Raw genomic sequence first — 23,569 nt, forward strand, 5'->3', positions numbered from 1 at the left:
CTCCCCGGGCCGCCTCAGAGCTGGCGGACGAGTTCGGGGATGCGACCGCGGAACGGGAAGAAGCCCCGGGAGGCGGACGGCCACGCCTCGCCGTCCCACCGCCGCCGGACGGTGACGAGGTCGATCCCCTCGGCAGAGAGGGCTCCGCGCACGGACGTCAGGCGCTCCTGAACGGGACCGACCGGGGCGTACGGCGTCACCACCGTGTCGAGCCCCTCGGACCGCGCCCACTCGACGACGGCGGCGGGCCGTGCGTCGGTGAGCGTCCGGGCGGGCCGAGCGTCGGCGTCCCGCGTCCGTGTCGCCGCGTCGTCCCGAGCGCCCGTCGTGAAGGCCACGACGGCGGCGGAGGCGCCCTGTGGGGACCGGCCTCCGGGGTCGGCGGAGACGGCCACGGCCGACAGCCGCGCGACGAGACCGGGGCGTTCGGCGAGCAGGCTCTCGGGCTCGAGGTCCTCCTCGTGGAGCAGCAGCCCGACCCGCCCACCCGGGGAGCCGACGACGTCGGCGGCCTCGACGGGCGTCCGTGGCGGCAACGGCTCCTCGTCGAGGGCCCTGGCCGTGGTGGCGAGACCCTCGGGCGAGAAGCGCCCGTCGGTGAAGCGCGAGATGTTCGAGGCCGTCGCGAGGTAGGTCTTGCCGGCGGTCTGCAGGCCCGCCACCCAGCGCCAGGACAGGGTGTTCGAGGCCGCGTCCCCGTCGAGCAGGTGGCGGTGGAAGAAGTCGGCGCCCAGGTGCCACGGAAGGCCGAGGGTGAAGATCCAGATGCTGGCGAACCACATGCGCGCGTGGTTGTGGAGGTACCCGGTGTCGACGAGCTCGCGCACCCAGGCGTCCATCGCGTCGATGCCGGTGCGGCCGGCGACCGCCTCGTCGTACCCCGCGGGGACGCCGGCGTCGACGGCGCGGTCGACGTCCCGTCGGTACCGCCGCCACACCTCGGGGTTCTGCTCCAGCCAGCCCTTCCAGTAGGTGCGCCAGAACACCTCCTGCACGAACTTCTCCGCGGCACCGAGCGTGTGACGCTCGAGGACCGCGCCGACGACCTCGCGTTCCGTCACGAGACGGTGGCGGAGGTACGGCGACAGTCCCGAGACGGTGCGGCGTGAGACGCCGAGGTCGTGGTTCCGGTCACGGGCGTAGGCGGAGCCGGCGAGGGGCAGGAACTCGTCGAGGGCCTCGAGGCCGGCGACTCTGGTCGGGACGATCACACGTTCATCTTGCGACCCCGGACCAGTGGGGGCCCGGGGAACGCCGTCGCGATCAGGAGACGTCAGTGGCGGACGGTGGCCGAGCGCAGCGGTTCGAGCTGGTCGATCGGCAGACCGACGTGCGTTCCGCGCAGCAGCCCGAGCAGGCGACCGGCCACGAGACCGACGGCCGAGGCGGCCAGCACCGCCGTGCCGCGCCGACGACCGACGAACGAACGCCACGCGCCCGAGGCCAGGCGAGCGGCCGTGACGCCCGGGACGACGGCGGTGTCGGCTTCTCCGCCGAGGGAGCGTCGCAGCGCGGCCTGGGTGACGCCGCGGTCGACGGCGGCACCGACGACCGAGCTCCGGCGCGTCCGCGAGGGACGCACGGTGCGCGAGACCCTGGCCGACGAGGTCGACACGACCCGCGCCTCCGGCTCGTCCGCGGCGAGGCGCAGGCACAGCTCGACGAACTCGGCGCCGCGGGGCACGCCCTCACGGGCGTCGACACCGCTGGCCAGGCCACCGACCTGCAGCAGGTCCCACCGTCGGAAGGCCACGGTCGCTCCCGCCACGTCGTCGAGGCCGACGAGGCCGTCGGGTCGCGTGCGGGGCGTGCAGTCGACGGCCCAGAGCAGGTCGTCGGGCAGGGCGGACGAGGCCGCACCGGGCCAGGTCGGTTCGGTCCGTCCCACGACCGCGATGACGTCGACCTGGTCGAACGGGGCGGCGAGCGCCCGGGCCCAGCCGGCGTGGGCGACGCAGTCCGCGTCGAGGAACGCGACGACGTCGCCGCGTGCCGACTCGATGCCGGTGTCGCGGCTGCCGGCGAGCCCCGGGGTGCGGGTGTTGTCGACGACGAGCAGGTCGTCGTACCGGTGGCGCAGGTGGTCGCGGAGTCGCGGTGCCCGATCGACGACCACGAGGACGTCGTGCACGTCGCCGTCGCGGAGGACGGAGTCGAGCGCGGCCGTCAGGCCGTCGAAGGGGGTGGATTCGTCGGCGCAGACGACGACGCTGACGCGGGGGGCCGGGGGGACGGAAGGCAGGGAGGTGCGGACGCGGAGGGTCACGGGGGTTCCTCTGGGTTCGTCGACGGTCGCCGTCGCGCCGCAGGGCGTCGCGTTCGGGGGGCGACCCTCGTCGGAGGGTGCGTTCGGGTGGCGTCGTCGGGAGGGGTGGCCCGACGTCGTCGGCCGACGGTCGATTCGGGCGACCACGGCAGAGGCACGTCCCGGATTCGGGTTCGGGACGTCCTGACCTCCACAACGGTACGGGTCCCTCCTGGGAAGACGAAGAACGAGGGGGTCCCCCGTTCGAGGGGGCCTCGTCCGGGTGACGTCCGGGTGGCGCCCGGGTGGGGGCCGGTCCGCGTCGGCTCCCCCCGGGTGAGGCTCGCCGTCCCACGCGGTTCTGCGGCCCTCCGGGCCCCGGACGGCAGGAGGCGCGGGCACCGTCGGCGACGTCCCCCCGGTCGCCGAGCGGGTCGTCCCCCGCCGGAACCACCCGCTGGTGACCCGTGTGACGCGTCGTCCGCCCACCCGTCGCGCGGTCCGCCCACCCGGTCGTCGCTCCCCCGCGCGCCGGTAGGGTCGGGGCCTGACCCGCCACCACGAGAGGACGTCGACCAGTGCCCCACGGACCGGGAACGCGCCGTCGCGCGGAACGCACGGCGCTCGAGCGCGCGGTCGACGAAGGCCTGTTGATCGTCCGGGCGGCCCTGGTGGTGGCCGTCACGAACCAGATCATCCGCCGTGCCCTGCAGGAGCGCCTCCCGTTCGACGAGGACGTCGCGACGCGGGTCACCCGCGACGAGATCGACCGCCTGACGGCCGAGCAGACGTCGGCCGCGGTGCGCGTCCGCAGACTGCGTCGGATGACCGGCCGGTCGTACGGTCAGTCCCGTCACCAGTTCGACTACCGTCCCGAGGACGCCGACGCCCTGAAGCTCCGCGAGGCCGCGTCGAAGGGCGTGGCCCGGGCGCTCGCCGCCCGCCGGGAGGACGACGACTTCGTGGCCGAGGTCGTCGCGGACGCCCGGTCGCGGGCGTGGGACGACGTCGGGCAGACGGTCGTCGACCGGCTCGGCTGGGCCGCGCGCCCGGCCGACGACTACGACGACGGGCGCCACGAGCGCCTGCGCGACCTCGTCGAGGGCGACCTCGCGGCGCTGCGCGAGAGCCGCTCGGACGGCGGGGCCGGCTCGGTCAGTCCTTCTTGACCCTGAGCTCGCCCTTGGCCACCTTGTACGTCGCCGCCTGGGCCACGGGCTTGATGGTCACCAGGTCGAGGTTGACGTGGGCCGGCAGCTCGACCGAGTGCACGATCGACTCGGCCACGTCGTCGGCCGTCAACGGCGACTCGACGTCGCGGTAGACCGCGTCGGCGCGGTCCTGGTCGCCGCCGAAGCGCACGAGCGAGAACTCCTCGGTGTGCACCATGCCCGGCGCGATCTCGATCACCCGGATCGGCTCCCCGGCCAGCTCGAGCCGCAGCACGGCCACGAGGGCGTGCTCGGCGAACTTCGAGGCGTTGTAGCCACCGCCGTTCTCGTAGGCGACGTGACCGGCGATCGACGTGACGGTCACGATGTCGGCACCCCGCGCCTCCTCGGCTCCGCGGCGGAGCGACGGCAGCAAGGCGGTGACCGCGCGCTTGGTGCCCAGCACGTTGACGTCGAACATGCGCTGCCAGTCGTCGATCGAGCCGTTCTCGACGCTGTCGAGTCCGAACGCCCCACCCGCGTTGTTGACGAGGGCGTGCAACGGTCCGGTCTCCTCGACGTGGGCCCGCAGGGCGGCCACGTCGTCGTCGCTGGTGAGGTCGGCCCGGAACCAGGCCGCCCCCGTCTCGTCGGCGAGCGCCCGGAGGCGGTCCTCGCGTCGCGCGACGGCCAGGACCTCCCAGCCGCGCGAGCGGAACGACCGCACCGTCGCCGCTCCGATGCCCGAGCTCGCTCCCGTCACCACGACCCGCTTCGCCACGTCTGCCTCCTGTTGCCTCGTTCGTGGTCGGCGCCCGCTGCGGGCGCACCGCCCCACGCTAGCGGCCCCGTTACGTCCCGTGTCCGGCATCGTGGACGGTCGGGGGCACGGTCCGTACCGTGGCTGTCACCGCAGACCCCCGCCGACGACCCCGGCCCACGCACCCCGACCGCAGGAGCACACCATGACCGACGCCCAGCCCGCCTGGAAGTTCGAGACGCAGCAGATCCACGCCGGGGCCCAGCCCGACCCGACGACCCATGCCCGCGCCACGCCGATCTACAAGACGACGTCGTACGTCTTCCGGGACGCGCAACACGCGCAGGACCTCTTCGCCCTCGCCGAGAACGGCAACATCTACTCGCGCATCATGAACCCCACCCACGACGTCGTGGAGAAGCGCATCGCCGCGCTCGAGGGCGGGACGGGTGCCCTGCTGGTGTCGTCGGGCCAGGCCGCGTCGACCTTCGCCGTGCTGAACATCGCCGAGGCGGGCGACCACATCGTGTCGTCGTCGTCGATCTACGGCGGCACCTACAACCTCTTCAAGTACACGCTCGCGAAGCTCGGCATCGAGACGACGTTCGTCGAGAACCAGGACGACGCCGACGAGTGGCGCCGCGCCGTGCGTCCCAACACGAAGCTGTTCTTCGCCGAGACGATCGGCAACCCGAAGATCAACATCCTCGACCTCGAGAAGGTGTCCGGGGTGGCGCACGCCGAGGGCGTCCCGCTGATCGTGGACAACACGATCGCGACGCCGTACCTGATCCGGCCGCTCGAGCACGGGGCCGACATCGTCGTCCACTCGGCGACGAAGTTCCTCGGCGGGCACGGCACCGTCATCGGCGGCTTCATCGTCGACGGCGGGACCTTCCCGTGGTCGTCCCACGCGGAGCGCTTCCCCGGTCTGACGCAGCCCGACCCGTCGTACCACGGGGCCGTCTACACGCAGGCCGTCGGCGACGCCCTCGCCTACGTCATCAAGGCGCGCGTGCAGCTGCTGCGCGACCTCGGGGCATCCAACAGCCCCGACACGGCCTTCTCGTTGATCCAGGGCATCGAGACGCTCAGCCTGCGGATCGAGCGACACGTCCAGAACGCGCAAGAGGTGGCGGAGTGGCTCGACGCCCGCGACGACGTCGCCGCGGTGTACTACGCGGGCCTGCCGACGAGCCCGTGGTACGCGGCGGCGAACAAGTACGCGCCCAAGGGCGTCGGGGCCGTGCTGTCCTTCGAGCTCAAGGGAGGAGTCGACGCCGGCCGAGCGCTCGTCGACGCCCTCGAGCTCTTCAGCCACCTCGCGAACATCGGCGACGTGCGCAGCCTCGTGATCCACCCCGCCTCGACGACGCACTCGCAGCTCACCCCCGAGCAGCAGCTCACGACCGGCGTCACGCCGGGGCTCGTCCGCCTCTCGGTGGGCCTCGAGAACGTCGACGACCTGAAGGCCGACCTCGACGCGGGCTTCGCGGCGGCGCGCGCCGTCACCCGGGAGGCGCTCCGCAGCAGCTAGGACGGGCGGCGGCCGGTGGGGGCCTGCGCGGTGGACTCGAGGAGGCGCGGTGTGCGTAACAAACGCACCGCGCCTCCTCGGCTCGTCCAGGATGGACGTCACATGGACTGGCAGAGCACACCCGAGGACACCGTCCCGTCGAGCGTCATCAGCGAGCGCACGCGCCTGGCGATGCTCGGCCGGCCGCCGGTCACCGGAGCCTGGCGCGACGGCGACGACCCCGGCGGACGGTCGTTCGTGACCCTGGACGACCTCGTGCTCGAGAGCGGCGTGACGCTGCCCCGACCGCGGCTCGCCGTCGAGACCTGGGGCGAACTCGACGCCGAACGCAGCAACGCCGTGCTCGTCTCGCACGCCCTCACCGGCGACAGCCACGTCGTCGGCGCGGCCGGCCCCGGCCACCCCACGGCAGGCTGGTGGAACGGCGTCGTCGGCCCGGGGCTCGCGATCGACACCGACCGCTGGTTCGTCGTCGCACCGAACGTGCTCGGGGGCTGCCAGGGCAGCACCGGCCCCTCGTCCTTCGCTCCGGACGCCGTCGAGTGGGGTTCGAGGTTCCCCCACCTGACGATCCGGGACCAGGTCGCCGCCCAGGCGGCGTTGGCCGACCGCCTCGGCATCGAGCGGTGGGCCGCGGTCGTCGGCGGGTCGATGGGCGGCATGCACGCCCTCGAGTGGGCGATCACGCACCCCTCGCGCGTCGCCCGGCTCGCGGTGCTGGCCGCGCCGCCGGTCGTGAGCGCCGACCAGATCGCCCTGAACACGGTGCAGTACGAGGCCATCCGGATGGACGCCGCCTTCGACGGCGGCGACTACTACGACGCCGTCGACGGCCCGTACCGCGGCCTCGCCCTCGCCCGGCGGATGGCCCTGCTCAACTACCGCTCGCCCGACGAACTGAACGCCCGCTTCGGTCGCAGCTGGCAGAGCGAGATCTCACCGCTGGGCGGTCCGGGACGGTTCCAGGTCGAAAGCTACCTCGACTTCCACGGCAACAAGTTCACCCGCCGCTTCGACGCGGGCAGCTACGTGACCCTGCTCGGTGCCATGAACTCGCACGACGTCGGGCGGGACCGGGGCGGCGTGGCGGCGGCGCTGAACCGCATCACGGCTCCGACGCTGGTGCTCGGCGTCGACAGCGACCGACTCTTCCCCGTGTCCGACCAGCGGGTCATCGCGCGACACCTGCGACACGGCCTGGACGGCGACGGCGTGGCCGTGGTCGAGAGCCCCTACGGGCACGACGGATTCCTCATCGAAGGCGACGCGGTGGGCGCCCAGCTGCGCCGCTTGCTCGACTGACCCCAGTTCGGTGGACACCACGGGGTACAGTTCCGCATCGCGACCGGATCGTTACCCCGACAATCGGCGTTTCGGGCCCTGCACGACCCCCTGAGAGGGGGCTGGGTGTGAAAACATGAGGAGTCGCCAGCCACCCGGCAGCCGTGACGCCACCGTCGGAAGCCACTCACGAATCATGGACATCTTCGCCCAAGAGCGCGATCGTCTGCTCAGCAGCACGACCCGCACCCTGGGGCTCGCCTGCGCGGCGGTCTCGGTCGTGGCCCTGGCGATCCCCGGCGTGACCGACCCCCTGCACCTCGCGGCGATCGCCCCGCTCGCCGCTCTGCTCGTCGTGTCGCTGCTCTTCGTCACCGGGCCGCGCGCCCGCGTCTGGGTCCCGGTCGGGCTGGCCTCGGGCATCGCGGCGACCGTGGTGGCCCTGCTGCCCGCCGGTGGCCCCGACGACGGTCCGCTCGCCACCGCGATCATCCCCCTGGCCGGTGGCGCGACCGCCGCCTTCAGCCTCATGCTCTCGTCCAGTCGCCCACGGCTGACCACGGCGGTCGTGGCCTTCGTCGTCGAACTGACCCTGGTGGCCCTGGCGACCGGCTCGCCGTTCACCTTCCCGGTCGCGGCCGTGCTGCTCGGCTGGGTGTCCTGCTTCGTCACGGGCCTCTGGCTCGGACGCGCCGTGCCCCTGGCGGCACGCCGCATCTACAGCATCGGCAACGCCCACCGGGCCGAACGTCAGGCCAGCGAGACCGAGGCCCAGCGGCGGCAGGGCGCCCGCCTGCTGCACGACACCGTGCTGGCCACGCTGACCCTGCTCGCCCACTCGGGGTTCGGCGTCACGCCCCAGGCGCTCCAGGACCAGGCGGCCGAGGACGCACGCCTTCTGCGCCACCTCCGTCTCGGCGGCACGCCGCAGCCGCAGGCGTCGGGCGACTACAGCCTCGAGACGGTCGAGGAATCCCCGCTCGGTCAGACCCTCGAGTCGGTCAAGCAGCGCTTCGGCCGCATGGGCCTCGAGGTGAGCTGGCACGGCACCGGCCAGGTCCTGCTGCCCACCCACGTGCTCGACGCGTTCCTGCTGGCCCTCGCGGAGTGCCTCGAGAACGTGCGACGTCACGCCGGCGTGACCGAGGCCCACGTCACGATCATCCACGACGACTCGATGGTCCGTGCCATGGTCACGGATGCGGGCGTCGGGTTCGACCTCGCCGGCATCAGCGAAGAGCGCCTGGGCTTCAAGGAGTCCGTCGTCGGCCGGCTGCACGAGGTCGGCGGCAGCGCCCGTCTGTTCTCGTCGCCCGGGTCGGGCACCACCGTCGTCCTGGAGGCACCGCGATGAGCGTCGACGAGAACACCTTCGGGATCGTCCGGGGCCGCCGAGCCGCTCGCGGCCTGCCGATCAGTTCGACCGGAGCGCGTTCGCTGCGCCAGGCCCGTGCGGCCGGTGCCACCCTCGGCACCGGGTACCTGGGCGTCGGTGCGGCCGTGGTCGCCGCGCTCCAGGCCGTGTACGGTCTCGCCTTCTTCCTCAGCCACCTCTCGGCCTATCCCGACGTCGCCCCCGTCCTGATCTCATGGCTGCTCTACGTGGCGACCTTCATCGGCACGGCCGTGCTCGTGACCGTCCGGGGCGAGCGGTTGACCACGGGCGTGTTCGCCGTGATCGGGGTGGTCCTGGCCGTCGTCGTCACGCTGGACTTCGTCGCCACTTGGCCGCTGCACGACGTGGGCGCCTATGCCACGTCGAGCGTCGCCGTCGGCTTCGGCCTGCTGCCCATCGTCACCCTCAGGCCCGTGCGAGAGGTCGTCACGGCCACCGCCCTGCTCTTCGTGGCGTTCGTCGTCATGGTGGCCCTCTCGACCCCCGTGACCAGCGACTCGGGCCCGCAGCAGATCACCGTCGTGGCCCTGGCCGTCCTGCCGAGCGCCATCGCCACCTTCGCCGTGCACCGCTTCCGTCGCATGGTGCAGGTCGAACTCGACCGGGTGCTCGTGCAGAGCAACGTGTCACAGCCCCGATTCGCGGTGGGCATGCTCGCCAGCGACGAACTGGCACGACTCGACCTCGCGGCCGAGAAACTGCTCGACGGCGTCGCGAACGGCGACGTGCCCCTGCCCCTGTCGCCCAAGGTCGCGTCGCAGGCCGCGTCGCTCGCCACCGAACTGCGCCTGCACCTCATCGAGGGCCGGCGCGAGACCTGGCTGCACCACGCCGTCACCGAGTCCGAGTACCTCGGCCGGTCGGTCGCGCTGGTCGACCCGTCGTCGCTCGCCGGCCTGCTCGCCCCGGCACAGCGCGACGGACTGCTCCAGGGCGTCTGGTTGCTGCTCGGCGACTCGAAGAGCCGCGCACCGGGCACGACGATCCAGCTGACCCTCGGCCCGGTGACCGCCGCGTCGCAGTCCTTCGCCGGTCGCAGCGTCTGCGTGCCCGTCGTGCTCTCGACCACGGGCATCCGCCGCAACCGCGTCACGCCCGCCACCTGGAACGCCCTCGAGCGTGCCGGTGAGTACGTCGTCTCGACCCACGAGTCGAGCGTCAAGATCTCGGTCAACTGCATCGTCGACAACCCCGCCGAGGCCTGACCCGCCGAGCACCCCGCGTGGCCCGGCCCCATCACCACCCCCGCCCGTAGCATGAACCCCACTCCGTCCTGAAAGAAGGTCCCGACGTGTCAGACCACGACGACCGCATCCGCCTCGCCCTCGTAGACGACCACAAGATGCTCCTGGGCGCCCTCAGCGAGTGGATCCGTGGTGCCGCGAGCGACATCTCGATGGTCGCCGCCGTCGCGTCCTGGCCCGAGCTGCTCACGCACCCCGAGTTCCCGGTCGACGTCGTCCTGCTCGACCTCGACCTGAAGGACAACATCCCGATCTCGCTCAAGATCAACACGCTCAAGACGACGGGCGTCAAGACCGTGCTGATGAGCACCTACTCCGAGCCCAACGTGGTGCGCGAGGCCCTCGCCGCCGGCGCCCTGGGGTACCTCGTCAAGAGCGAGGACGCCGAGATGATCGTCGAGGCCATCCGCTCGGCCGCCAAGGGAGAGTCGTACATCTCGGCCGAACTCGACCTGGCCCTCAACGCCGCCGAGGTGGGTGGCGTGCCGAAGCTCAGCGCGCAGGAACGCCGGGTCATGGCTCTCTACGGCGGTGGCGAGCCGGTCAAGGCCGTCGCCTACCAGCTCGGCATCAGCGAAGAGACGGCCAAGAGCTACCTCAAGCGCATCCGCGAGAAGTACCGCGTCGCCGGCTACGACGTCGGCACCAAGGTCGCCCTCCGGAAGCGCGCCATCCAGGACGGCATCCTCCTCCAGACCGACACGCCGGCCCAGACCAGCTTCTGACCCGGCCCCACGCGGAGAACGGCCCGACCCCCTCAGGGGCCGGGCCGTTCGTCGTCTGCGTGACCCGCGCCTCCTCGGAACCGGGCCGTTCGTCGTCTGCCCGACCCGCGCCTCCTCGGGACCCGTCGTCCCGCATCGGCGGGGCGAGGGAGGCTAGGCCGAGACCGACTCGCGTTCGGCGGCCGTGACGCGTGCCGCTCCGCGCCGGTCGTCGACTCGCTGCATGCCGAAGCTGATCATGGTCAGGACGACCCCGGCCAGGGCGAGCACGACGCCGACCCACCCGGGTGCCGAGAAGCCGAGGCCCGCCGCGATGACCGCGCCGCCGAGGTACGCGCCGAAGCTGTTGCCGAGGTTCATGGCCGAGTGGTTCAGGGCGGCTCCGATGACCTGGCTCTCGCCCGCGACCTCCATCAGGCGGGACTGCACCGAGGGACCGACGCTCGAGCCGACGAGGCCGACGAAGAACGTGCTGACGAAGATGCCGACGATCGAGCTCGACGTGAGCGCGTAGGCCGAGAGCGCGGCGATGAGGCCGACGAAGCCGAGGTACATGGCGAGCTTGAGCGACCGGTCGGCCAGCCAACCGCCGAGCAGGTTCCCGATGGTCATGCCGACGCCGACCGTGACGAGCACCCAGGGCACGACGCCCTGGGAGACGCCCGCGCCCTCGGTGACGGCGTTGGCGATGTAGCTGTAGACCGCGAAGAACCCGCCGAAGCCGATGGCTCCGATGCCCATCACGAGCCACACCTGGGGCTGCTTGAACGCCCGCAGCTCGCGCTTCATCGAGGCGGACGCGTCGCCGTCCTGGTGGGGCACGGCGAGGGCGACGGCGGCGAAGGTCAGGGCGAAGATGAGGGCCACGGCGAGGTAGGCGACGCGCCACCCGGCTTGCTGGCCGAGCCAGGTGATCGAGGGCACGCCGATGACGTTCGCGATCGTCAGGCCGCTGAGGACGAGCGCGACGCCCTTGCCCCGGTTGCCCGGCCCCATGATCGACGCGGCGACGATGGAGGCGATGCCGAAGTACGCGCCGTGCGGCAGACCCGCGGCGAAGCGTGCGGCCAGCACCCAGCCGAACGACGGCAGCAGGGCCGACGCGATCGTGCCGACCGTGAAGGCGGCGAGGAGCGCCAGGAGCAGCTTCTTCTTCGGGAAGTGCGACGACATCGCGGCGATGGTCGGGGCCCCGACGACGACGCCGAGGGCGTAGGCGCTGATCAACCAGCCGGCCTGGGCGATGCCGGCGTCGGCCGACCGCGAGTAGAGATCGGGCAGCAGGTCGCCCGCCATGTTCGGCAGGAGGCCCATGGCCACGAACTCGGTCGAGCCGATTCCGAACCCGCCGAGGGCGAGGGCGATCAAGGCGGCCGTGCGACGACGGCGGGAGAGGTGGGTCACGAGCGGGCCTTTGCGGATCGAGAAGAGCCAGAGGAGAAGGGAGGAACGACCTTCGCTCGTCATCGAGCAGGGCATCTGCGGAGGAGCGACACGTCGCGCCTCCCTCCTGATCGTATCGATTCGACCGGCGGTTGCCAACCGTCCGCCGGGACTCCGACCCGTCCGGCGAAACACCCGCATCCAGCGATCTGGCGTCGAGCCGCTCCGTGCCGCTAGATTCGAGCGTTCCGTTCCTTCCCGATGGGTTCTCGCATGTCCACACCCGGCTCCTCCCCCGCCGCCACCCACCGAGGGCTCGGGGGCTCCGGCGACCCGATCCGGCCTCCCACGCGGACCCTCGTCGGGGCCCTGACGGTCGTCGCGCTCGTGTTGGTCTCCACGCTGGTCGGCCTGGCGGTTCCCCCTCCGGCGCACGCAGCGACGACGGGGTACGTGACCGGGCACCTGACGGGGACCGATCCCTCGCGCAGCGACTTCATCGCCGAGGCACGGTTGATCCGCCCCGACGGAGCCGAGGTGGGCTCGACCCAGTTCGTCGACCGCACCACGGACGCCTACACCCTCGAGGTCGTGACCGCCGGTCGCTACACGGTGCTGTTCGAGGACGGCGACACGCGCCGGAGCCAGTACTGGGGTGGAGCCCACGATCTCACCGGAGCCCGCTGGTTCGACGTGGCCGACGGCCAGACCGTCACCGACGTCGACGCCCGCCTGGTCGTCCAGGAGGCCCTGGCGGGGCGTGTGTGGCTCGGCGGGGGTCGTGACGACTTCGCCGCCGTCGGCAACGCCGACATCTCGGTCGTCAACGTCGACACCGGCGACCATTCGTCGGCCCTGACCGACTCGAGAGGCGCCTACTCGGTCGCGGTCGACCCCGGCCGCTACCGCATCCGCGCCTCGGTCAGGCCCTCACCCGACGCGCCGGACCTCTCGACGTCGTGGTTCGGGGGCGCCGCGGCCGAATCCGGCGCGACGATCGTGACCGTCGCCAAGGACGCCCGGCTCTCGGGACTCGACCTGCAGGTCGAGAAGTCGGCCGTCCTGACGGGTTCGGTGACCCCGGTCCTGGACGACCCCCTCGACGTCGGCTTCAGCGCAGAAGCGTGGACGACCGACTCGCGAGGTCGTTGGTACCTCGCGACGGGGGCGGCGATCCGGAAGGGGACGTTCGCGTTCCACGGGCTGCCGGCGGGTGACTACGTCGTGCGGTTGACGGGCCTCCCCCTGAACCGCACCGACGACTCCGCCCCCGCCGTCGCGCCCCGCTACGCACCCGGTGTGGAGAACCGCGACGACGCGACGCGTTACCGTGTCGCCAGCGGCGAGACGCGCTCGGTGGGAACGGTCCTCCTCCCGCCCCTTCGTCAGACCACCACCCGCATCTCCGGCCCCGATCGCTTCGCCGTCGCTGCGGCCATGTCCTCGCGGTTCACCGAGACCGGCGGCACGGTCGTCGTCGCCAACGGGCTGGGCTTCCCCGATGCGCTGTCGGCCGGACCGGCCGCGGCGCATCTCGACGCCCCCCTCCTGTTGGTCACCCCGACCACCGTTCCCGACGTCGTCGCCGCCGAGCTGAAGCGCCTGCGACCGAAGACGGTCGTCGTCGTCGGTGGTCCCGTCTCGATCTCGCCGGACGTCGAGAAGGCCCTCGGCGTCGTGGCCACCCCGACGAGCGGTCCGCGCTCGACGGTGGTGCGGATCGGCGGCGCCGATCGGTACGCGACGTCCCGAGCCATCGCGCGCTATGCCTTCGTCTCGTCCGACTCCCCTGCCGCGACCACGGGCACCTCACCGGGCCGCGTGCTGTACCTGGCCTCGGGTTCGGGGTTCGCGGACGCCCTCTCGGCCGGTGCCGCGGCTGCGGAGGCCGACGCCCCGCTCGTGATGGTGGACGGCCGGGCGGGACGCGCCGACGACGCGACGCGCGAGCTGTGGGGCGATCTGGGCAGCCCTGCAGCCATCGGCGTGGGAGGCCCGCGGGCCATGTCCCCCGGCATCGCCACGTCCCTGTCGGGCACCGACCGCGGCGGGCAGATCGTCGGCGCCGATCGCTACGAGGTGTCCCACCACACCACACGCGGGGCGTTCGACGAAGCCGGCACGGTCTATCTCGCCACCGGCGTCAACTACCCCGACGCGCTGTCGGGCGCAGCCCTCGCAGCCCGGACCTCGTCGCCACTGTTCATCGTGCCGGGCACGTGCGTGCCGGCATCGATCCTGCACGACCTCGACGTCCTCCAGGCCGAGCACGTGGTCCTGCTCGGAGGCCAGCAGGCCCTCTCGTCGCGGGTCGACTCCCTCACGGCCTGCTGACGGCGGCGTCCCGTTCCCCACGCCGGACCGACGCGACGGTGGTCCGGCCCTGCGTGATGCGGTCAGGCGTCGCCGAGTGCGGCTTCGAGTCGTTCGACCTTGCCGGTCAGTTCGCCGGTGCGTCCCGGCCGGATGTCGGCCTTGAGCACGAGGGAGACGCGCGAGCCGAAGGCGCCGACGGCCTCGGTCGCGGCCTTGACGACGGCCATCACCTCGTCCCACTCGCCCTCGATCTCGGTGAACATCGACGAGGTGTGGTTCGGCAGCCCGGACGCCCGCACGACCGCGACGGCGGCGGCCACGGCCGAGTGGACGGAGTCGGGCTCGGAGCCGGCGGACGGCCCGCCCTCGGGGGCGGCACCACTGGGCGAGACGGAGAACGCGACGATCATGCGTCCATCCTCGCGTGTACGGGCCGCAGGCGCCAGAGCGTCACGACCGTCCACCCCAGCAGTCCGAGCTCGAGCACGGCCCGCACGGTGACCACGGCCACCAGGTCGGGTCGCGCGGCGAGCAGGGCGTCGTACTCGAGGGGGTAGACCACCTGGGTCAGCCCCGCGACGACCACGGCCGCCACCGCCGGCACGACGAACCGCGGCCCGCCCGATCGTGCGAGCACGAGCCCGACGACGACGGGCACCGCGAGCCAGGCCACGAACTGCGGCGAACCCACCTTGTTGGTCACGATCAGGGCGACGACGACGGCGAGAGACAACGGACCCAGGAGGCGCGTGGCCGTCACCCCGCGGCGCACGGCCCGCAAGCCCAGCAGCACGATGCCGAGCACGACCGCGGCCATCACGAGGCTCATCGCCTTCGCGGCGAACCCGACCCCGTCGCCGGCGATCTGGTACGTCAGGATCTCGCGGTCGTAGTAGACGAAGGTGCCGGGCACCCCCGCGGCCGCGCGCCAGAGCCAGAGCACGGCTGCGGGCGACTCGACCTGGAGACCGCGACCGGCCTGCTGGCCGACGAAGCCGAAGACGTTCCACCCGCTGCCGAGCACGAGCGAGACGGACACCACGACCGCACTCGTCACCGCCGCCGCCACGACGACCTCGACCCGACGACGCAGGGCGAGGACGGCGACCACCACGAGAGCGGCGGGCCAGACCTTGACCCAGGCCGCGATCGTGAGCAGGGCGGACGCCGCCGGGGGCCGCGTCGAGACGAGCAACAGTCCCACCAGCGCGATCGAGACCGTGACGGCGTCGATGCGGCCGAGGGCGATCGGCCCGAGGGCGACGAGGAACGCCAGCCACCACCAGGCGGCGACCACGGACCCGGCACGCCGCCGCGCCACGAGCACGACGAAGGCGCCGGCGTTCAGCAGGGACACCAGCACGAGCCACACGGCCCCGTACCCGGAGTCGCCCCCCAGGCGGGCGAGCAGCATCGGCACCGCGGCGAGCAGCGGGTAGACCCACGGTCGGTCGACGCCCACCCAGTCGCCCCCGCCGACGCCCTGCTGCATCCAGGTGCGGTAGACGACGTCGACGTCGCCCAGGGTGCGGTTGCCGCCGACGAGGTTGAGCCGGACGAGCCAGGCGTGGACGAGCACGAAGGCGACGCCGAGCACGACCGGCGACGTCACGAACGACCTCGCCCGGTCGACGAACGTCGTCGGGCCGACGGCGACGGGCCGGGTGCCCGACGTCCGCGCCGCGCGGACGATCGGTGCCCCGGGGGTGGCCGACGAGGGGGGCACGGAGGTCGGCATGCCCACAGGCTAGCCGCCGGCCCCGACGCCGGGCGTCATGCGTCGGCCGACGTCCGCGGTCGCCGCTACGATCCCTCTCATGCGCAGACCCGCCTCCCTCCGACTCGTCGCGACCGCCGCCGCCCTCGTGCTGGCCGGGTCGCTCGCCGCCTGCTCGTCCGACGGGGGCTCGGGTGCCGACGGGGCGGCCGTCGCTCCGGTCACCGACGGCAAGATCACCGTCGCGACGGGTGAACCGGCCTACGGCCCCTGGGTCGAGGACGACGATCCGACCTCGGGCAAGGGCTACGAGGCCGCCGTCGCCTACGCGGTCGCCGAGAAGCTGGGCTACGACGACTCCGACGTGGTCTGGGTGCGGACCACGTTCGACGAGGCCATCGCCCCCGGGCCGAAGACCTTCGACCTCAACCTGCAGCAGTTCTCGATCACCGACCAGCGCAAGAAGGCCGTCGACTTCTCGCCCGCCTACTACGAGACGCGCCAGGCGGTCGTCACCCTGCCCGGCACCTCCGCGGCCGACGCCACCTCGATCGCCGACCTGAAGGGCCTCGCCATCGGCGCCCAGAGCGGCACGACGAGCTTCACCGCCGCCGAGGACGCCATCGACCCCGAGGGCGGCGTCCAGGCCTACAACTCGAACGACGACGCCAAGGCGGCCCTCGAGGCCGGCCAGGTCGACGCCATCGTGCTCGACGTCCCCACGGCCACGTACTTCGTCGAGGGCGGCGTCGTGCTCGGCCAGCTGCCCGCCACCGACGGGGCGAGCGACCAGCTCGGCATCGTCCTGCCGCTCGGCAGCTCCCTGACCGCCGACGTCACGAAGGCCGTCGACGACCTCCGGGCCGACGGCACGCTCGCCGAGCTGCAGAAGCAGTGGCTGGCCGACTACGACGTGAAAGAGCTGTCGTAGCGCCTCGCACGGTCGCGGCCGGCCCGGTGGCCGTCAGCGACCTCGAACTCGACCGGCGCGCGTTCCGTCGACGACAGTCGACCCGCTCCGTGGTGATCGCCGCCGTCAGCACGGTCGCCTTCGCCGCCCTCGCGTGGTGGGCGGTCACCAGCACGCCCGGCTGGTCCCGCGTGCAGTTCAGCTTCCTCGACGGGGCCACCTTCGCGTCGGCCTGGCCCCGCGTGATCGAGGGCCTCTGGCTGAACGTGCGGGTCCTGCTGGTCGCCGCCGTCGGCGTGGCCGTCGTCAGCACCGTCCTGTCGGCACTGCGCACCCTGCGGGGTCCGGTCTTCTTCCCCGTCCGGGCGCTGGTGCGGGGCTACACCGACCTGTTCCGCGGCATGCCGCTGATCATCGTGCTCTACCTCGTCGGTTTCGGCGTGCCGGGCCTCGGGCTCGGCATCCCGCGTCTGCCCGCCGAGTTCTGGGGCACGATCGCGCTGGTCCTCACCTACTCGGCCTACGTGTCCGAGGTCATCCGCGCCGGCATCGACGCCGTCCACCCGTCGCAGCGCCTCGCGGCCCGGTCGCTCGGCCTCAGCCACGCCAAGACCCTTCGCCTCGTCGTGTTCCCGCAGGCACTGCGCAAGGTCACGCCCGCCCTCATGAACGACTTCGTCTCGATGCAGAAAGACGTCGGTCTCATCTCCGTGCTCGGAGCGGTCGACGCCGTCCGCGCCGCCCAGATCGAGACCGCGACCGCGGCCAACTTCACGCCCTACGTGCTCGCCGGGCTGTTGTTCGTGCTGCTGGCCCTGCCGACCATCTGGCTGACGGACTGGCTGTCGGCGCGCCTCCGTCGTCGCGAACAGGCGGGCAGCGTCGTTTGAGCATCTCCACCCCCGACCCCACCCCAGGAGGGCGCTCTCGACCTCGGCGAACCGTGCGGCGTCAGTAGGGTGGCGGCATGACCGACTCGTCGAAGACCGTCCAGTTGCGCCGCTACGAGCTCGTCGAGGGGGTGCTCGACGACTTCGTCGCGTGGTTCACCTCGACGCTGATCCCGGCTCGGCTGTCCGAGGGCTTCGCGATCGAGTTCGCCTACGCCGACCGTGACGCCAACCAGTTCGTCTGGGCCGTCAGCACGCCCGGCGACGCCGCACGGTTCGCCGAGGTCGAGAGCGCCTACCTGCAGTCCGAGGCGCGGGCCGCGGCGTTCGCCGGCCAGCCCGTGCGGGTGGCGACGCAGCACGTCACGCTCGTCGAGCCCGTCGCCTGACCGCCCCGCCCCTGCGACACCGCCGAGTGGACAGGACACCGCCGAACGCCGCGGCGTCCTGTCCACTCGGCGGTGCCTCGTCAGCACGGCCGACGTCGGTGCGGTGACGGCTCCGGGCAGGCCCGACTAGAGGGCGTCGACGAACATCTGGGTCGCGAGCGGCACGTTCGTGGCGTTCGACGACGGGTCCCAGCCGACGACCGCGACGGCGTCCCCGCCGACGCGGGCGGTCAGGCCGACCAGGGTGAAGCTGCCGCCGCCGACGGTGCCCGTGACGCGCCAGCCGAGCGACTCGTCGGTGCCCGTGAGGGTCGGCTCGGTGGTCTCGACCGTGGTCTGCACGGGCTGGCCCTGCATCGTGAAGAGGGCGGTTCCGTCCGCGCAGCGGGTCAGGGCGTCGGACGCCTCGGCGACCAGGGCCGAAGCCGCGTCGTCGTCACCCGTGCTCGCGACGACGGTGGTCATCGAGCGGTCGTTGCTCGTGCCGAACTCGAGCGCGCCGTCGGGGGCGGCGTCGTCCCAGCCGACGCCGAACGGGGCGAGGCAGCTCGGGTCGCTCGCGGTCAGCCCCGGGTAGACCGAGTCGAGCAGCTGGTCGGTCGTGTCGAACTCGTCGGGCACGAACTGGATGCCCGTGAAGACGGACGCCAGTTCGGCGTCCGAGAGGGCGGCCGACGAGGCGTCGGCAGTCGCCGTGGCCGACGGACTCGCCGTGGTGGTGGCGCTCGGCGTCGTGGTCGGCTCGTCGCCGGCACCCCCTGAGCACCCGGTCAACAGCAACACGAGAGTGGCGGCCCCGACGGGCAGCGTGGTCCTGATCGACATGTCGTCCCCTCCGTCCGGGCACCCCCGTGGTCCCGCGACGCCCCGAGGCTACCAGCGGGTCGTGATGCTGCTCGGGCCCGCGCGTCGCACCGCGGACCGGACGTCGCACCGTCGAGATCGGCGGTGCGACGTCCGGTTCGTGGTGCGACCCGGGCCGATGACGGGAGGCCGATCGGCCTCGGCCCCGGGCTCAGGGCAGCAGGCCCGAGCGGTAGGCCCAGACGACGGTCTGCAGGCGGTCTCGGGTGCCGAGCTTGGTCGTGATGCGGGTGAGGTGTGACTTGACCGTGCTCGTCTCGACCACCAGGCGCTCGCCGATCTCGTCGTTCGAGAGCCCCTCGCCGAGCAGACGGACGAGCTCGCGCTCGCGCTCCGTCAGGACGTCGGGCGACGGTTCGACCGCCGACGTCCGCCGGCGCCGCGTGAACTCGGCGATCACCCGCCTCGTGGTGGCGCCGTCGATCGCCGCGCGGCCCGAGGCCAGGGCGCGGACGGCACCGACGAACTCGTCGGGCTCGACGTCCTTGAGCACGAACCCGCTCGCGCCCGCCTCGAGGGCACCGAACACGTACTCGTCGAGGTCGAAGGTCGTGGCGACGAGGACCGCGGGGGTGCTCGCCGACCCGACCCGCGCCTCCTGCCTGTCGACGGCATCGCCGCCGAGGGTCGCATCGCCGCCGGGAGCCGGACCGCCGCCGAGAGCCGGACCGCCGCCGAGGGGCGCTGACGAGCCGAGGCCGCCGGCAGCGGCCGTTCCGGCGGCACCGGGCCCGACCCGGGCGTCGACGATCGCCCGCGTCGCCTCGATGCCGTCGCCGCCGGGCATGCGCACGTCCATCACGACGACGTCGGGTCGGGTGCGTCGCACGACGTCGACCGCCTCACGCCCCCCGGAGGCTTCGCCGACGACCTCGATGCCGCCCGCCGTCTCGAGCACGACCCGGAACCCGGTACGCACGATCGCCTGGTCGTCGACCAGCACGACCCGGATCACTCGGCACCCCCGCCGGTGATCCCCGTGTCCGGCCCCGGCCGGAGCCCCGAGGTGGGCCCCGAGGCGGCCCCGCCGTCGGCCCCGGACGCCGCAGCGGTCGCCGACGGCCCGCCCGCCGGGGCCTCCGCCGAGGCCTCGACCGGCAGCTCGAGTCGCACCCGCCACTGCCCCTCGGCGGTCGCTCCGGTGTCGAGTCGCCCACCGATCAGGTCGGCCCGTTCACGCATGCCGACCAGCCCGAAGCCGCCGCCCCCCGACGTGTCGCGAGCCACGGGCAGGTCGTTCTCGACGACGATCACGAGGGACCCGGCCGTCGCGGTCAGGTGCAGCTCGACCGTCGCCCCCGGCGCGTGCCGACGGGCGTTGACGAGCGCCTCTTGCACGGTGCGGTAGGCCGTGACGTCGGCGAGCGGGGCCAGCGACGGCAGCGTCCCGTCGACGTGCGACGCGACGACGGCCCCGGAGGCGCGGGCCTGGTCGACGAGGTCGGCCACGTCGCCGAGACCGGGGACCGGCACGGTGCCGCTCGGTCCGTCGCCCGTCTCGCGGAGGATGCCCACGATCGACCGCAGCGCGTCGAGGGTCTCGCGGCCCTGGGCGCGGACGCTGCGCAGGGACTCCTTGGCGCGCTCGGGGTCGCCGTCGACGAGGCGTTCGGCGGCACCGGCCTGCACGACGAGCCCGGTGAGGTGGTGCGCGGCGACGTCGTGCAGCTCACGGGCCATGCGGGTGCGCTCGGCGGCGACCGCGGCCCGGGTGAGCGTCGCCTGGTGCTCGACGCTCTCGGCCGCGCGGGCCCGGGCGTCGCGGTCGTGGGCCCGGCGCAGGGCCACCCACGAGCCGACGGCGGCGCTCACGCCGTTGATCAGCACGGCGCTGGCCACGAGGGCGAGTGCCTCGACGACGACGCCGACCTCGCCGAGCCCGGCGGGGGCACCCAGCTGGTCCTTGACGAACGCCGACGCCCCGACGGCGGCGCCGACGGCCTCGATGCCGACGGCGGCGAGCACCGCCCCGACGACGTCCCGGGTCGGCCGCAGGGTGGCGACCGTGTAGGCCGTGACGACGGGGGCGGCCGTCCACAGGGCGAGGCCGGTCGGCAGCACGGTGAGCAGGGCGGCCTGCAGGACGGCGACCGCGAGCAGGGCCGTGACGGGTCGGACGCGCCGGAGTGCCAGGGGCACGTGCTGGACGAGCGCCAGCACGATCACGGCGACGATCTGGGCGGACGGGATGCTGCGGTTCGCCCCGTAGAACTCGCCCGCGGCCAGCAGCGTGGCCAGGAAGGCGACCGTGACGAGCGCCCAGACGCCGGCGAGGGCGACGTCGCGGCCGAGCACCGTGTGCACGCCCAGCCGGTCGAGGACGCGGCGCACCGTCGCCATCCCGGGCCCGGCCGAACCGGCCGAACCGGCCTGCCCGGCCTGCCCGGCCTGCCCGGCCTGCCCGGCCTGCCCGGCCTGCCCGGCCGAACCGGCCTGGCCGCGCGGACCGCCCGGAGCGGGCGAGGTGTCGGGGGTCGTGGTCACCGTCCGAGCATGCCAGGTGCCGCGGGCCTCCCGGCCCCGGGCCGACGACGGCTGTGCACCGTCGGCCAGGGTGTCGCGCTGGGGGCGGGTCATCAGAAGCTCACGCTCGGGGCGATGAGGCGGAAGCCGAAGGCGAAGCCGGCGAGCACGACGAGCGACGCGAGGACGAGCACGCGTCCGGTCACCACGGCCCAGCCGCGACGGTCGCGCACGGCCCGCCAGGCGACCAGGGCGGCCGGCACGATCGCGACGACGCCGAGCAGCTGCAGCCCCTGGAGGACCCGCAGGGTGACGGCCGACACCTCGGCGAACGACATGGCCTGCACCGCGACGACCGCCCAGCCGACGAGGGCCAGCAGCGTCGACGCCTGTCCCAGACGCGACAGCAACAGGGTGCGGTCGCGGCGACGCGGAGTGGTGGTCGCCGACCCGGTCGACAGGCCGGCCCGGAGGTCCCGACGTCGGCGTCCCACACCGGCGAGGGCGGTGGCCGGCCAGACGATCATCGAGGCGAGCAGCACCACGACGGCCAGGACCACGCTCGGCAGCACGGCCGACGCCGCCTGCCAGGGCTGCGCCCGCAGCATGGTGAAGGAGGCGCCCCACGAGATCGCCTCGACGGACGCGTCCCCCTCGGTGTCGGTGGTCCGCGTCGCGAGCAGGGCGTCCCCGCCGACCTCGCGCCACAGGTCGGTCCCGACCTTCTCGTAGACGCCGGTGGTCATGCCGAGGGGTTTCGGCGTGACGGCGACCGTGCCGTCGGAGCGGGGGACGATCGTGGTCTGACCGCTCAGGGCGAGCAGGGCGCCGGGGTTGGTGACGGGGGAGCGCGACGAGAGGTACGTGCCGGCCAGGTCGGCGGCCACGGGGCCGTCGGAGGCGTCGCCGTCGACCGTGCCCGCGCCTCCTCGGCTGGCCGCGTCGGCCGCGTCTGCCGCGTCGGCCGGGTCGGTCGAGTCCGCGGTCGCCGCGTCACGCAGGTACCGGTCGGCGAACCCCTGCAGCACCGTGGTGCGCAGGTCGAGGGAGGCCGTGGCCGATCGTCCGCTGCCGTTCATGCTGAGGAAGATGCCGGTGTCGTGCTCGGGGAACATCCGCATCGCCGAGTGGAAGACCTGCGTGTCGCCGTCGTGACCGAAGGCGGCCAGGCCGGGCGTGCTGTCGTCGAAGAACGCGAGGTCCATGCGCTGGCCGGCCACGAGCGTGCCGAGGTCGTCGGCGTCCAGGGCGGGACGGTGCATCTCGGCGAGCGTGTCGGGCTGCAGCAGCGCCTGGTCGTCCGGCAGGTCGCCCAGCTGGGCGAGCATGAAGCGGGCCATGTCGGTCGCGGTGGCCGACATCGCACCGGCCGGGGCCGCGTTGACGACCTCGGTGGCGACGGCGGGCTTCGAGTCGTCCGGGTAGCCGTGCGCCAGGCGGGCGTCGAGGTCGGCGGGAAGCGGCTGGGCGAACGACGACGAGGTCATGCCCGTACGGTCGAAGACGTCCCGCTGCAGCAGGTCGGCGAACGGGACGCCGCTGACGCGCTCGGCGACGTACCCGGCCAGGGTGGCTCCGTAGTTGGAGTAGGCCGGGGTGGTGCCGGGCGTGAACACCTGGGCGGGAGGCGCCTCCGAGACGGCCTCGCGCAGCGTCTTCTCGCTGCCGGGCGTGCCGATCAGCCCCGCGATGACCTCCTCGAAGCCGGCCGTGTGGGTGAGCAGGTGCCGCAGGGTGACGGCGCCCTTCGGGGTGTCGAGGTCGAAGTCGAGGTACTGCTGCACGTCGGCGTCGAGGTCGAGGTCGCCCTTCTCGACGAGCTGCATGATCGCGGTGGCCGAGACCACCTTCGACACCGAGCCGACGCGGAACAGCGTGCGCTCGGGGTCGACCGCCTCGCCGGGCGTCTCGCCGGTGCCGGTGTCGGCCATGCCGTAGCCGCGGGCGGTCAGCACCTTCCCGTCGGCGACGACCGAGACGGTCGCCCCCGGGATGCCGGTCGTCTGCAAGGCCGATCCGACGGCGCCGTCGAGCCACGTGTCGACGTCGTCCTTGGTGAGCGAGTGACCGCCGGGCTGGTGCTGAGGCGGTGCAGGAGGCGCGGGGTCGGCGGTCGCGCCCGTCGCCCCGGACGCGCACCCGGCGAGCGTGACGCCCAGGGCGACGACGGCCGCGGCGGCGGCGAGACGGGTCGTGCGGGTCGTGCGGACGAGGAGGCGCGGGTGGCGCCGGCGGGACGGAGGGGCTTCTCGGGTCGGTGTCGTGATCATGCCTCTACGCTCGCGGCTGCGCCGCCGC

Annotated in this window: 20 protein-coding genes; 10 read left to right on the plus strand and 10 right to left on the minus strand. The window is 73.2% G+C overall.

Annotation, left to right across the window (positions count from 1 at the left end):
* Nucleotides 1–14: 14 nt before the first annotated feature.
* Nucleotides 15–1,211, minus strand: coding sequence for an FAD-binding domain-containing protein (locus tag ARTHRO9V_RS02380; RefSeq protein WP_159825280.1), 1,197 nt, complete (start codon nucleotides 1,209–1,211; stop codon nucleotides 15–17).
* 62 nt (nucleotides 1,212–1,273) lie between these two features.
* Nucleotides 1,274–2,266, minus strand: a complete 993-nt coding sequence (locus tag ARTHRO9V_RS02385) for a glycosyltransferase family 2 protein (RefSeq protein ID WP_159825282.1) — start codon at nucleotides 2,264–2,266, stop codon at nucleotides 1,274–1,276.
* Between the two features lie 557 nt (nucleotides 2,267–2,823).
* Between ARTHRO9V_RS02385 and ARTHRO9V_RS02390 the strand changes: the two genes are divergently transcribed.
* On the plus strand, nucleotides 2,824–3,414 hold the full coding sequence (locus ARTHRO9V_RS02390) for a hypothetical protein (protein ID WP_159825284.1): 591 nt from the start codon (nucleotides 2,824–2,826) through the stop codon (nucleotides 3,412–3,414).
* On the opposite strand, the gene ARTHRO9V_RS02395 is transcribed toward ARTHRO9V_RS02390, so the two are convergent.
* Nucleotides 3,401–4,177, minus strand: coding sequence for an SDR family oxidoreductase (locus tag ARTHRO9V_RS02395; protein WP_233568346.1), 777 nt, complete (start codon nucleotides 4,175–4,177; stop codon nucleotides 3,401–3,403). The genes ARTHRO9V_RS02390 and ARTHRO9V_RS02395 overlap by 14 nt on opposite strands.
* Nucleotides 4,178–4,361: 184 nt before the next feature.
* Here ARTHRO9V_RS02395 and ARTHRO9V_RS02400 point away from each other — a divergent pair, with 184 nt between their 5' ends.
* The 5 genes from ARTHRO9V_RS02400 (at nucleotide 4,362) to ARTHRO9V_RS02420 (ending at nucleotide 10,339) form a co-directional block, all read left to right on the plus strand.
* Nucleotides 4,362–5,693, plus strand: a complete 1,332-nt coding sequence (locus tag ARTHRO9V_RS02400) for a bifunctional o-acetylhomoserine/o-acetylserine sulfhydrylase (protein ID WP_159825286.1) — start codon at nucleotides 4,362–4,364, stop codon at nucleotides 5,691–5,693.
* 102 nt (nucleotides 5,694–5,795) lie between these two features.
* A complete protein-coding gene (locus tag ARTHRO9V_RS02405) occupies nucleotides 5,796–6,995 on the plus strand; it encodes a homoserine O-acetyltransferase (protein WP_159825288.1) in 1,200 nt (399 codons plus the stop codon).
* Between the two features lie 175 nt (nucleotides 6,996–7,170).
* The gene (locus ARTHRO9V_RS02410) at nucleotides 7,171–8,328 is read left to right on the plus strand and encodes a sensor histidine kinase (RefSeq protein WP_056046025.1); all 1,158 of its coding nucleotides are present in this window, start codon (nucleotides 7,171–7,173) and stop codon (nucleotides 8,326–8,328) included.
* Nucleotides 8,325–9,575, plus strand: coding sequence for a hypothetical protein (locus ARTHRO9V_RS02415; RefSeq protein ID WP_159825290.1), 1,251 nt, complete (start codon nucleotides 8,325–8,327; stop codon nucleotides 9,573–9,575). Before ARTHRO9V_RS02410 ends, ARTHRO9V_RS02415 begins: the two co-directional genes overlap by 4 nt.
* An 86-nt stretch (nucleotides 9,576–9,661) precedes the next feature.
* A complete protein-coding gene (locus ARTHRO9V_RS02420) occupies nucleotides 9,662–10,339 on the plus strand; it encodes a response regulator transcription factor (protein WP_043593728.1) in 678 nt (225 codons plus the stop codon).
* 153 nt (nucleotides 10,340–10,492) lie between these two features.
* Here the strand turns inward: ARTHRO9V_RS02420 and ARTHRO9V_RS02425 are convergent, their stop codons facing one another.
* Nucleotides 10,493–11,743 (minus strand): MFS transporter, encoded by a 1,251-nt coding sequence (locus tag ARTHRO9V_RS02425; protein ID WP_236556851.1) that lies wholly within the window; start codon nucleotides 11,741–11,743, stop codon nucleotides 10,493–10,495.
* 252 nt (nucleotides 11,744–11,995) lie between these two features.
* On the opposite strand from ARTHRO9V_RS02425, the gene ARTHRO9V_RS02430 reads away from it, so the two are divergent.
* Complete coding sequence (locus ARTHRO9V_RS02430; RefSeq protein WP_159825294.1) at nucleotides 11,996–14,056, plus strand: cell wall-binding repeat-containing protein; 2,061 nt, start codon at nucleotides 11,996–11,998, stop codon at nucleotides 14,054–14,056.
* A 62-nt stretch (nucleotides 14,057–14,118) separates the two neighbouring features.
* Here ARTHRO9V_RS02430 and ARTHRO9V_RS02435 read toward each other — a convergent pair whose 3' ends face one another.
* Together ARTHRO9V_RS02435 and ARTHRO9V_RS02440 are read right to left on the minus strand one after the other, a co-directional pair.
* Nucleotides 14,119–14,448 carry a thiamine-binding protein gene (locus ARTHRO9V_RS02435; RefSeq protein ID WP_056046030.1) on the minus strand — a complete coding sequence of 110 codons (330 nt, stop codon included), beginning with the start codon at nucleotides 14,446–14,448 and terminating at the stop codon, nucleotides 14,119–14,121.
* Complete coding sequence (locus ARTHRO9V_RS02440; RefSeq protein WP_159825296.1) at nucleotides 14,445–15,776, minus strand: glycosyltransferase 87 family protein; 1,332 nt, start codon at nucleotides 15,774–15,776, stop codon at nucleotides 14,445–14,447. Before ARTHRO9V_RS02440 ends, ARTHRO9V_RS02435 begins: the two co-directional genes overlap by 4 nt.
* A 79-nt stretch (nucleotides 15,777–15,855) precedes the next feature.
* On the opposite strand from ARTHRO9V_RS02440, the gene ARTHRO9V_RS02445 reads away from it, so the two are divergent.
* The 3 genes from ARTHRO9V_RS02445 (at nucleotide 15,856) to ARTHRO9V_RS02455 (ending at nucleotide 17,944) form a co-directional block, all read left to right on the plus strand.
* On the plus strand, nucleotides 15,856–16,686 hold the full coding sequence (locus ARTHRO9V_RS02445; protein ID WP_056047620.1) for a transporter substrate-binding domain-containing protein: 831 nt from the start codon (nucleotides 15,856–15,858) through the stop codon (nucleotides 16,684–16,686).
* A gap of 26 nt (nucleotides 16,687–16,712) precedes the next feature.
* Nucleotides 16,713–17,555 (plus strand): amino acid ABC transporter permease, encoded by an 843-nt coding sequence (locus tag ARTHRO9V_RS02450; RefSeq protein ID WP_056046032.1) that lies wholly within the window; start codon nucleotides 16,713–16,715, stop codon nucleotides 17,553–17,555.
* 77 nt (nucleotides 17,556–17,632) lie between these two features.
* Nucleotides 17,633–17,944: a hypothetical protein gene (locus ARTHRO9V_RS02455; protein ID WP_159825298.1), complete on the plus strand. Its 312-nt coding sequence runs from the start codon at nucleotides 17,633–17,635 to the stop codon at nucleotides 17,942–17,944.
* Between the two features lie 126 nt (nucleotides 17,945–18,070).
* On the opposite strand, the gene ARTHRO9V_RS02460 is transcribed toward ARTHRO9V_RS02455, so the two are convergent.
* From ARTHRO9V_RS02460 to ARTHRO9V_RS02475, 4 genes are all read right to left on the minus strand, one after another.
* Nucleotides 18,071–18,769: a hypothetical protein gene (locus ARTHRO9V_RS02460; protein ID WP_123570982.1), complete on the minus strand. Its 699-nt coding sequence runs from the start codon at nucleotides 18,767–18,769 to the stop codon at nucleotides 18,071–18,073.
* Between the two features lie 190 nt (nucleotides 18,770–18,959).
* Nucleotides 18,960–19,763, minus strand: a complete 804-nt coding sequence (locus ARTHRO9V_RS02465; protein WP_159825300.1) for a response regulator transcription factor — start codon at nucleotides 19,761–19,763, stop codon at nucleotides 18,960–18,962.
* A complete protein-coding gene (locus tag ARTHRO9V_RS02470) occupies nucleotides 19,760–21,385 on the minus strand; it encodes a histidine kinase (RefSeq protein ID WP_236556856.1) in 1,626 nt (541 codons plus the stop codon). Before ARTHRO9V_RS02470 ends, ARTHRO9V_RS02465 begins: the two co-directional genes overlap by 4 nt.
* A complete protein-coding gene (locus tag ARTHRO9V_RS02475) occupies nucleotides 21,385–23,541 on the minus strand; it encodes a serine hydrolase (protein WP_159825302.1) in 2,157 nt (718 codons plus the stop codon). Before ARTHRO9V_RS02475 ends, ARTHRO9V_RS02470 begins: the two co-directional genes overlap by 1 nt.
* Nucleotides 23,542–23,569: the final 28 nt, after the last annotated feature.

This window comes from Frigoribacterium sp. 9N, from assembly GCF_902506305.1.
Classification (GTDB): Bacteria; Actinomycetota; Actinomycetes; order Actinomycetales; family Microbacteriaceae; genus Frigoribacterium.

What these genes read in the sequence shown, in the direction of transcription:
- ARTHRO9V_RS02400 (WP_159825286.1), top strand. Translation starts at nt 4,362, where the DNA reads ATGACCGACGCCCAGCCCGCCTGGAAGTTCGAGACGCAGCAGATCCAC.
- ARTHRO9V_RS02405 (WP_159825288.1), top strand. Translation starts at nt 5,796, where the DNA reads ATGGACTGGCAGAGCACACCCGAGGACACCGTCCCGTCGAGCGTCATC.
- ARTHRO9V_RS02410 (WP_056046025.1), top strand. Translation starts at nt 7,171, where the DNA reads ATGGACATCTTCGCCCAAGAGCGCGATCGTCTGCTCAGCAGCACGACC.
- ARTHRO9V_RS02415 (WP_159825290.1), top strand. Translation starts at nt 8,325, where the DNA reads ATGAGCGTCGACGAGAACACCTTCGGGATCGTCCGGGGCCGCCGAGCC.
- ARTHRO9V_RS02430 (WP_159825294.1), top strand. Translation starts at nt 11,996, where the DNA reads ATGTCCACACCCGGCTCCTCCCCCGCCGCCACCCACCGAGGGCTCGGG.
- ARTHRO9V_RS02435 (WP_056046030.1), bottom strand. Translation starts at nt 14,448, where the DNA reads ATGATCGTCGCGTTCTCCGTCTCGCCCAGTGGTGCCGCCCCCGAGGGC.
- ARTHRO9V_RS02440 (WP_159825296.1), bottom strand. Translation starts at nt 15,776, where the DNA reads ATGCCGACCTCCGTGCCCCCCTCGTCGGCCACCCCCGGGGCACCGATC.
- ARTHRO9V_RS02445 (WP_056047620.1), top strand. Translation starts at nt 15,856, where the DNA reads ATGCGCAGACCCGCCTCCCTCCGACTCGTCGCGACCGCCGCCGCCCTC.
- ARTHRO9V_RS02455 (WP_159825298.1), top strand. Translation starts at nt 17,633, where the DNA reads ATGACCGACTCGTCGAAGACCGTCCAGTTGCGCCGCTACGAGCTCGTC.
- ARTHRO9V_RS02460 (WP_123570982.1), bottom strand. Translation starts at nt 18,769, where the DNA reads ATGTCGATCAGGACCACGCTGCCCGTCGGGGCCGCCACTCTCGTGTTG.
- ARTHRO9V_RS02470 (WP_236556856.1), bottom strand. Translation starts at nt 21,385, where the DNA reads ATGACCCGCCCCCAGCGCGACACCCTGGCCGACGGTGCACAGCCGTCG.
- ARTHRO9V_RS02475 (WP_159825302.1), bottom strand. Translation starts at nt 23,541, where the DNA reads ATGATCACGACACCGACCCGAGAAGCCCCTCCGTCCCGCCGGCGCCAC.